The following is an 8,928-nucleotide window of genomic DNA, read 5'->3' as shown; positions in this document are numbered from 1 at the left end:
GCCGACGACAGGCCGCCGAAGCGCTCGTTGATGGTCTCCATGATGGCGGCCAGAGCCTTCGCCCCGTCCATGCCGTACATGTCCTGCATGTTCTTGACGCCGAGCTTCTTCATCAGGTCTTGGATCGGCAGGCCCGCGTCGGCGAGCTGCTGCACTGCCTCGCCGCCGAGTCTGCCTTCCGTCTTGATGCGCGAGAACGCGCGCACGACCTGGTCGAGCTTCTCGGGCCCGAGCGCCGAGGTGAAGTCCGAGATGCCGCGCATCATGGGCTCGAGGTCTGCTTCCTTGAACCCGCCCGCCAGCATCTTCGTGTAGGCGTCGATCACCTGTTGGGTTTCGAGCGGCGTCTCGCGCGCCACCTTGATCGCGCTGGCGTAGACGCGGTCGGCGGCCTCCTGGCTCTTGAGCATGGTCGTGAGCGAGATCAGGGTGTTCTCGCGGAACATCCCCGACTCCACCGTCATCTTGGCGAACGCCATCGCGCCCTTGGCAGCGAGCTCGCCCAGCTTGAAGACCACCATGCCGATCGCGACCCCAACGGCCACGACGGCTGCGGCTGCAGCTGCTGCGCCCCCGGCCAGGGCTCCCATGGCGGCCTTCGGATCGATGCCCATGCCCTCCAGCTTGGTGCTCACGCCCTCGAACATGGTGCCGAGGCCGCTGAGCATGCCGCCCGCTTTGCTGCCTCCGAACATCTTGGCGAGCGTGCCGCCGAACTTCTCCGAGTCGCCGATGAGCCGGCCGAACAGGGGGATCTCGGACATGCCCTTGGCGAGAGTCTGAAAGCCCTTGAGTTTGGCGCCAGCGTCGGCCAAGCCAGGCGAAGCGCCGCCGACGAACCGGCCCAAGCTGTCACGCGCTCTGCCCCCACCGCCCGCCGCCGCCAGCCCCTGTGAGAGCGCCTTGGCGGCAGCGGCCTCTTCCTTGAGCGCAGCAGCCCCCGCCTTCGCAGGTCCCGAGACCTGGTCGGTGAGTCGTGCGGTAAGGCTGACTTCGCTCATGGCAGTTTAGCGCCCCATGCAGAGGCGAGCAGTCGGAGCAGGTTGATCTTCTCGGCCTCCAACAGCCCGCCGATCAGCTCGTCGTCGGTGTAGTCCGCTGGCGTGTAGTCGGTTGGATCGTCCGGCCCGTGCACGCACGGAGGCGCACGGCGGAACGCCAGCAGACACTGGGCCGCTACCCATGCGTTCTTTCGGGCGAGGTAGAAGCGCTCTTGGATTTTCCCACGCGCGCCGCCTCATCCCCTTTCGCTACGAGCGAGATCGACTCTGCGATCGGGCCGCTGAACGCGTAGAACTCATCGAACAACTCGCGGAGCATGGCCGCAGTGGGGTGCACGACGCACGAAGCGCACAGAAGCTCCTGCGCGTTGACCTTCTGTGCGAGGCTGGCGTCCTTGTTGGCCGCGACCTGCGCCGCGCGCTGGAACTCGCCCTTGGGGGGTCGGTGGAAATACACGATCCCCTGCGGCGTGTCGCAGGCGTACAGCTTGCCGCCGTGCTTCGCTTCGAGCTCTTCGATCTGTTCTTGGGATACGGGAGGAATCATGCTCAGCCTCATGTTTTCGGCAGGGGCCAGGCGCCCGGACCCGCCTCAGCGCGGAGCCGGTGCGCCCAGCCGTGTGGCGGCGCTCAGGAGAGCGTCGGAACGAGACACTTGCCGTCGCGAAGAATGCGGCGGATGTGTAGGTCGAACTTTTCGGTCTGCGGGTCGGAGCCGGCCGTGCCGGAGTCCCCGACCTTCTTGACGCGACAGCCGGTGGCCGTGATGGTCAGCACGGCCTTGCCGGGCGGGGCGAAGTTCGCAACGATGTCGAAGTGGACTGTGCCATAGCCGTCTCCGAGCGTGTCGCGGAACAGCTTGGCGGCTTCGAGGTACAGCGTGATCGAGCCGGTCGCCTTGTACTGCCCGATCGTCTCGGCGACGTACTCGGGGCTGGTGCCGTAGCCGAGGCCGGGCTCCAGGTCGTCATCGAAGCTGAAGTCCTTGACGCGCAGATACCCCGCGCCCGCGAGCTTGAGCTCGACGGTGGCGAAGTCGTAGTCGAGTCCGTTGATGGTCGGTTGATCAGCCATCGGAATGCCTCACCTTCACCCCGAAATCTTGGGGTTCTTGTAGCCAATCGTGCCGGTCCACGTCTTGACGTAGCCCAGCCCGACGATCTCGAAGTCCACGAGGATCTGCCTCGTAGACAGGACGTTGTCGTTGCGGTGCACCCTTACGGTGCAGTCCGAAGCGCGCCCCAGGTTCACGGTCGCGTCTTCGAGCGCGGTCAGGATCTTGCGGTCGAAGCCGAGCGCGTCCCGCTCGTCGATGCAGCCGTTCAGCGGGTTCGCGGGGTCGTTGTAGACGCGGATGTGCTTGTTGCACAGCAGGGCCAGCGTGGCGTCGACTGCCTCGCAGCCGGCGTCCATGACAAGCCCATACTGGTCAAGGTCGAAGTCCGACCCGCCAGCCGCCATCGTGCAGCCCTGGGTGAAGTAGTAGCCCGCAATGCCTTCCCAGGTGCGCGCCGTCATGAAGCGCGCCGTGTCGAGGCCCGGGACCTTGTCCTCATCGTGGGACAGGGAGGCGCAGCCAGCGATCGGGCCGGCGTCCTCGATCTGGCCCAGGTCGACCTCGATGCCGATCTTGGAGCGGAGCGCGCTTGCTCCCCACATGATGGGCCTGCGCACGCTTGCGCCCGACGGGAGTCCAACCTCCATGAAGCCGGCCCCCACGATGACGCGGCCCTTCGCGCTGGCGAATGCCGCATAGGCCGCGATGAGGGCCGCCATCCAGACCGCGTCGTTCTTGTCCCAGGTGTTGAACGTCCAGGTGTTGTCGATGTTGCCGATCGCACCACCGAACGTGAACGTGAGCCCGAGCACGCCGATCGGGTTGATGCCCGTGACGGCCGTGACCAGGATGTCGGTCCCGTTGTAGGTGTTGCCGCCGTCCAGCGAATACTGGAACTTCGCGACGCCGAGCGCGCCGATGAGGGTCGTCTTGATCTTGACGTTCCAGCTGCTGTACGGGATGCCCGAGACCGTGACGTCGGGAGGCGCGGTGCCGCCCTTGGTAACGGCGCTGATCGGATCCATGTCGGCGGCTTCGCAGTAGCAACGCCGGTACTTGTGCGACGTGGCGAAGGACTCCATCTTGGTGTCGATCGTCGCGGCCAGCCCGGCCGTGATCTCGCCCACGATGTGCAGGTATCGCCAGTAGGAGCCGCCGAGCGCGAGCGCGTCCATGGCCGTGGTCAGGTCGGCGCTCTGGAACGCGGGAGCGGTGGTGTTGAAGTGGAACTTGTTGCCCGCGGTGAAGAACGTCGGACCGGCGCCGGCCGCGAACGTGAGGATGATGCCCGTGTTGGGGATCGTGTAGGTCCCGCCTCCCGGCACCTGGACCGGAAGCGACCAATTCACGGTGTCCTCATCGGGCCCGTCGTCGAGCGCGTACTTGAACGCCGCGGTCCCGAGCGTGCCCGTGGTCGTGATCTCGACCGTCACCATGTAGCGGTTGTTGGGCGCACCGCTCGCCACGCACGTGCCGGTGTCTCCGGTGGAGACATAGGGGGTCGCGGTCGTGATGACGCCAGCAACGCTGTCCAGGGCGCGATAGCAGATGATCGAGCCGGCGCCGTTCTCCAGCTCGTAGCTGGCCGCGTCAGCCAGGTTGCCGTAGCCCAGGACCGCTGCAATCTGGCCCGGGTCGGTGAAAGTGTATCCCACGCCGACAGTGCCCAGCGTGCAGGTTCCGATCAGAGCGTGGACGTTGTCGCCACCCTGGGCGACGCCGTTGCCGCCGCTCTTGACCGTGAGGGATCGTGAGGGGAGGGTCATGTCACACCGCCTTCGCCGGCATCACGCCGTGCTGCTGGTAGCCGATGGGGTGGCCGGTGAGTTCCTTGCAGACCTCGCGGAACTGCTTGAGCGTCATCTCGGCGCCCTCGAATGCCCCGAACCTGCGGAGCGCGATGATCCGCAGCCCGGCCAAATGGCACCTGTGGTTCTCGGCCTCGCGCGTCTCGCGCTCGCCGGCCTTGAGGGGTTTGCCCGGCTTGTACGGGCCGATCGGTTGCTCTGCCGCCCAGGCCTCGAGCGTCTTGCGCTCCTCGGACTGGACAGACTTCTCCGTCGCGGTCGCCGCAGGCGGCGCCGCCTTCGTCTCTTTGTTGTCCACGGGTCGCCTCCTATGGCGGTGTTGGCTTCGTGTACTTGGCGAGATGAACGTCAAGCGTTGCTTCGTGGTCGCCCGGTGTTGCGGCGACCGTTGTGACGATGTCCTCGGGCGTCGGGTTCGATTCGAGCGCCGTCTCGGTGGTGGGGATCGCCACGACCTGGGAGGTGATCGGCTGGCGGAACGTCACGGGCAGCAGGCAACCGTGCCCGTCGACCGTCCAGGCGTCGTCCGCCTTGACGTTCCACTCGATGTCTCCGAAGTCGGCGCTCGCCAGGTTGTAGGTCCAGACGAGCCGGATCACCGCCTTGGCGATGGCGACCGACTGGTCGTAGCTCTTGCCCCAGATGAACGCGTTGAATCCCGCATTGCGGGTTCGGATCGACCGATACGTGTCAGTCGACAGCGGCTGTGCGGGCGTGACCTGGTCCCGCGTCGGGTACCAGATCACCACGGGGGGCGAGTCGTTGTCCTTCAGATGCTTGCGCCCGAACTTGACGACGATTCCGAGGGTGTCGAGCCCTTGGCTGGCTTCGAGCAGGAGCGTGGGGATTCCGGAAGGGAGAGTCATTTGCCGTGCCCCAACAGGACGTCCATCGTGTCGTCGAATGCTTCCTGGAGGCTCCTGAGCCAGCGACTAGGCAATGCTCCCTCTGGCACCATGGGGCGCGCGGGGATCGTCACCTTCCGGGCGAACGCGTGAGTGTATTCCCTGCGCTGCTTGCCCTGCTTGCCGCGATAGTGAATGCACGGCCAGCACAGTGCGCGCGCGCCTTTCGCAACGATGACGGCACCCCGCTGGTGCACGCTCGCGTGCTGGAACCCGATGACTACCCGATAGCAGCTCGGGCTCACGGCCGCGATGTGGGTTGCATTCTTGAGGTGCTTGCCCGTATCGTTGAGCGGCGTACCGCCGTCGCCGTTGCGGCTGAGTTCCGAGAGGGCTGCCCAGGCGCTTCCGTCTGGTGCGGTTCCGTTCTTGAACCCTTCCTTGATGAGGTCGACCTGTTCCTCCGCGAGCGACTGCGAGACCAGCTTCATCCCGCTTTCGGCGACGCGGTTGAACCCTTTGATCAGAACGTCGAAGCCTTCGATCCCCTCGACGCCGCTCACGTGCCCCAGCCTCGCTTCGTGTTCGTGTACATGACCGGCCCGGCCTCATCGACCGTTGCGGTCGAGTCCACGATCCCGGGCGGGTCGATGCTCTTGTTTCCGACACCCTTGGCCCAGCTGCGCGCCGAGTCTCGGATGTCCTTCAGAACGTCCCAGTCCTGCCCGTCGAGCGACGTGCCCCGCGTGGTCAGGCACGTGAACGCAGCCAGCTCAGCCGCATGCTGCGTCAGCTCCGTCGACCAGGAGACCAGCGGGAACGTGTAGCGACGGTTGAACCGCCCATCCAAATCCTCGCTGGCGCTCTTGATGGCCCGCGCCATCGTGTCGGCCGTGATGTCGGCCAGGGCGCGCTGTGGGATCGCCAGCCCGTACAGGTCAGTCGGGCTGCAGTAGACCACGAATGCCGAGCCCGAGACCCCGAACGTGAAACTCGGGCCCGTGCCGGCGATGGTCCAGATGGCTCGCACGTACCGCGAGCACCCAGCGACGTTGATCTCCTGGGTGCCCACGGTGGTGCGGGCGGTGAACGCGGTGGCCGTCGTCCATGCGAGCTGATCCGGGCTCGTCTGGACCGTGACGGTCAGCGTAGGAGAGCCGGTCCCCGAGACAGCCGAGCACGCGAGCACGAGGCGGGCCATGGTGCAGACACCGAGGTCCACCGCAGTGCCGGTCCCGCTCGTGCCGCGCGCCGCAGAGGCCGCAAGCGTGACGGCTGTCTCGTTGTAGGCAGTCATGGATCAGGCCGGGCGGGCTTACGCCTGCTGGTAGACGCCCACCGGGATCCAGCTGGTTCCGTTGAACCGCAGCGTGATGCCGGCGAACTTGCTGGCCGTCATCGTGATCCACGTGGTGACGCCGTCCGTGACCGCGACCGTGAACGCGTCCGAGTCGTCGCGGTTGACCTCGATGATGTCGCCCAGCACGGCACCCGCGTTGTCGATCGTCAGCGTGCTGTTCTGCGTGACGGTGTCGATCCAGCCGTAGTTGCCGTCGGCAATCGCCATCGTGTCGGCGCCGCCCACGAACGCGACCGTGTACGGCTTGCACACGATGCGCTTGTTGGTCAGCGTCTGCACGTCCGCGAGCTGGACCACGTGCGCGCCCACGTCGAACGCCAGAGTCCCGACGCCAGGGGTCACGGTGACGTGGTCGGCAGTCCCACTGACGGTCGCGTACTCGGGCGCCGTCGCGCCCGCGTTGACCTTGACGATCTGGTTCGCGGTTCCGATCGCCAGCTTGCTCAGCGTGGCCGCAGCGGATGCGTAGAGCAGATCGCCCACGGCGTACCCGCCCGCCTGGCCCGTGCCGCCGATGGCCGCCGTGATGGTGGGAAGCTGGCCGATGTCGACGCCGCCCCACTCGGGAGCGGTCGCGCCGGCGTTCGTGCGCAGGATCTGCATCGCGGTGCCGATGTTGAGCTTCGAGAGCGTCGCGGCAGCCGAGGCGTACACCATGTCGCCGATGGTGTAGCCGCCGGCCTGGCCGGTCCCGCCCTTGGCGGCCGTCACAGCCGCGCTCAGGGCCGCGTCGGTGATCTGCCCGCCGCCCGCCGCGTTCGCGTGGGTGTGGCCGGCGTTGGTCATGTCGCCGATCGTGGGCGTGGTCAGCGTCTTGCCGACCAGCGTCTCGGTTCCGCCGAGCGTGGCGAGCGTGCCCGTGGTGGGCAGCGTGACGCCGGTGGCGCCCGTCGTGGTCAGCACCAGCGCATGCGCGCCGACGTGGATGATCGAGTCGAGGCATCCGAACGTGAGCGACGTGGTGTCGAGCGTGATCGGAGCGTTCGTGGTCAGCACGTAGCGCGTGTTGCCGCGAGCCGTGCCCTCGGAGACGAAGATGGTCGAGCCCGGAGGCAGGCCGGCGGCGCTGCGGCACTTCTCGTACCGGGTCAGCGGGGCCACGCCAGAGGCGACGACGCCGACCTGGTAGATGCCATTCTCGGCGGCCGTGCTCTGCTCGGTGAGCAGCACGAGGTCGTTCTCGACGAGCGTGACGGCGGTGTCGCACGTGGTCGTTGCGGCCGTGAGGTCAGCAACGTCGGCGGTGTAGCTGGCCCGTACCGTGTAGGTGGGCGGGTTCTCAGCGGAGTTGGCTTGCGGATGTCCGTACGGTGAAGTCATCGGAGTGTCTCCCTTGGATCAGACGGCTTCGCCGCTGATGCTCACGGTTGCGGTGGTGGTTCCGCCCGCGAACGAATAGCGGGCGCGCACGAAGCGATCGAGGCCGGAGAACGAGAGGATCTCGGCCCCGGGTGCAGCGATTGCGGTGAAGTTCGAGACAGCGCGGAACGTCGTATCGTCCGCGGAGGTCTCGATGTAGACGGTGAGTGTGGTTCCAGCGCCGATCGCCGCCACGGTGAGAGTGAGCCGGGCAACGCCGCAGTCCCCGAGCTCGACGCTGTCGCCGTCCGTGTCCCCAGACACGGCCAGAGCGTCAGCGAGAGTCAGGTCGTCGGTGTCGGCCCAGCGACCATTTTCCATTTTGTATCCCATGATGTCCTCAGAGCAGGGCGAGGGCGGCCAGCGCCGCCACCGCCTCGCTGATCGTGAGTCCGACGCCGACGAGCTCGTCTTGGTCAGCCCCGTCGATGTCTGCCTTCGTCGTGTACCCGGACGCTGCCAGCGTGGAGAGCGCCGGGAAGGTAGGAGGCAATGCCGTTGAGGGCACTGCCTCCTGCTTTGCGCGCCATACCGCCGCGAGCCCTTCTTCGCCGCACAGCAGGTTGTACCTGCGCTTGAGCAGGCAATACCTGCGGTGCGACTTGATCGTGGCGGTCATGGATCAGTGCTTGCGCCGCTGATCCTGCTGCGCGCTCTGGGCCTTGTCGGCCTCCCTGGTGGGCGCCTGCTCCGCGGCAGCGGCTTCGATCTCAGCCCGTGTCTTGGCCGCCGCGCGCTTCTGCTGCGCCTGCTTGCGATGAAGCCTGATCGGTCCGACTCCCATGGCGACTCCTCACTTCGTCTTGAGGATCGCCACGCCGGGCTTGCTGAGCCCGTCGTATCGCAGGTAGCGGTGGACCACGTAGTACATGTGCACCGCCGCGATGTCCGCGTTGGTCAGCACGTCCACGTCGGTGAGCACCTCGAGCGCCGCGTCGTCGATCCACGCAGCCAGGGCACCCTTCTTCAGGAGCAGCCCGGGGTAGACGGTCGCGACAGCCGCGAGCCGATCGCTCACGATGATGGGGATGCCGAGGGCCGTCAGCTTCGGCAGGCCCACGCCCGAGGTGTCGACCCACAGAGGCCGGCCCGTGGTGTCCTTGATCTGCAGAAGGTCCTTGTAGACCTTGCTGTGCAGCGCAAGGGCCGCGAGGTCCCCGGTCTCGTCACCGAACAGCGCGAGCGTCTCGGTGAGCGAGTCGTAGGTGATCTTGCCGTCGCCGATGGCGCTGCGGTCGTAGGTGTACGAACCCCAGCCGGTGGCGCTCTTGGCCGCGTCGATGAGGGCCTTGTCCAGGCGCCGCTTGAGCGCGACCAGAATCTGGCGCGAACCCTCGGCGTAGGGGTCACCCGTGCCGCTCTGCGCCCAGCGCGTGATCTCGAACGCCTTGCCCGAGTGGGCAACGGTCGAGGTCTCGCTCGACTCGGTCAGGGTGGCGGGCGTCAGCGCGTCGCCGTCCGCCGCCAGATCCTCGGCCTCGCCGATCGAGGCGAAGTA

General features: G+C 66.9%; 14 protein-coding genes. All 14 read right to left on the bottom strand.

Annotated elements, in window-relative coordinates; all coding sequences use genetic code 11:
- Positions 1-1,001, bottom strand: a 1,001-nt coding sequence (locus WC683_17900; protein ID MFA4974484.1) for a hypothetical protein, incomplete at its 3' end; no start/stop codon positions are given.
- On the bottom strand, positions 998-1,135 hold the full coding sequence (locus WC683_17895; GenBank protein MFA4974483.1) for a hypothetical protein: 138 nt from the start codon (positions 1,133-1,135) through the stop codon (positions 998-1,000). The genes WC683_17900 and WC683_17895, both read right to left, overlap by 4 nt.
- Before the next feature lie 41 nt (positions 1,136-1,176).
- A complete protein-coding gene (locus WC683_17890; GenBank protein MFA4974482.1) occupies positions 1,177-1,548 on the bottom strand; it encodes a hypothetical protein in 372 nt (123 codons plus the stop codon).
- Positions 1,549-1,631: 83 nt separating this feature from the next.
- Positions 1,632-2,075 (bottom strand): hypothetical protein, encoded by a 444-nt coding sequence (locus WC683_17885; GenBank protein MFA4974481.1) that lies wholly within the window; start codon positions 2,073-2,075, stop codon positions 1,632-1,634.
- A gap of 15 nt (positions 2,076-2,090) precedes the next feature.
- Positions 2,091-3,824, bottom strand: a complete 1,734-nt coding sequence (locus WC683_17880; GenBank protein ID MFA4974480.1) for a DUF2586 family protein — start codon at positions 3,822-3,824, stop codon at positions 2,091-2,093.
- Position 3,825: 1 nt separating this feature from the next.
- Positions 3,826-4,164 (bottom strand): hypothetical protein, encoded by a 339-nt coding sequence (locus WC683_17875; protein MFA4974479.1) that lies wholly within the window; start codon positions 4,162-4,164, stop codon positions 3,826-3,828.
- 10 nt (positions 4,165-4,174) lie between these two features.
- On the bottom strand, positions 4,175-4,732 hold the full coding sequence (locus WC683_17870) for a hypothetical protein (GenBank protein MFA4974478.1): 558 nt from the start codon (positions 4,730-4,732) through the stop codon (positions 4,175-4,177).
- The gene (locus tag WC683_17865; GenBank protein MFA4974477.1) at positions 4,729-5,274 is read right to left on the bottom strand and encodes a phage virion morphogenesis protein; all 546 of its coding nucleotides are present in this window, start codon (positions 5,272-5,274) and stop codon (positions 4,729-4,731) included. The genes WC683_17870 and WC683_17865 overlap by 4 nt, the downstream gene beginning before the upstream one ends.
- Positions 5,271-6,008, bottom strand: coding sequence for a hypothetical protein (locus tag WC683_17860; protein MFA4974476.1), 738 nt, complete (start codon positions 6,006-6,008; stop codon positions 5,271-5,273). Before WC683_17860 ends, WC683_17865 begins: the two co-directional genes overlap by 4 nt.
- 18 nt (positions 6,009-6,026) lie before the next feature.
- Entirely contained in the window at positions 6,027-7,391 is a 1,365-nt protein-coding gene (locus tag WC683_17855; GenBank protein ID MFA4974475.1) for a hypothetical protein, read from the bottom strand.
- 18 nt (positions 7,392-7,409) lie between these two features.
- On the bottom strand, positions 7,410-7,763 hold the full coding sequence (locus tag WC683_17850) for a hypothetical protein (GenBank protein ID MFA4974474.1): 354 nt from the start codon (positions 7,761-7,763) through the stop codon (positions 7,410-7,412).
- A 7-nt stretch (positions 7,764-7,770) separates the two neighbouring features.
- Positions 7,771-8,049, bottom strand: coding sequence for a hypothetical protein (locus tag WC683_17845; protein ID MFA4974473.1), 279 nt, complete (start codon positions 8,047-8,049; stop codon positions 7,771-7,773).
- Positions 8,050-8,052: 3 nt separating this feature from the next.
- A complete protein-coding gene (locus WC683_17840) occupies positions 8,053-8,214 on the bottom strand; it encodes a hypothetical protein (GenBank protein ID MFA4974472.1) in 162 nt (53 codons plus the stop codon).
- Positions 8,215-8,223: 9 nt separating this feature from the next.
- On the bottom strand, positions 8,224-8,928 hold a 705-nt coding region (locus tag WC683_17835), incomplete at its 5' end, for a major capsid protein (GenBank protein MFA4974471.1).

The organism is bacterium (genome assembly GCA_041648665.1).
GTDB lineage: Bacteria > UBA10199 > UBA10199 > 2-02-FULL-44-16 > JAAZCA01 > JAFGMW01.
The sequence above is the reverse complement of the archived record's forward strand: the minus strand, read 5'-3'. Positions and strand labels throughout refer to the sequence as shown.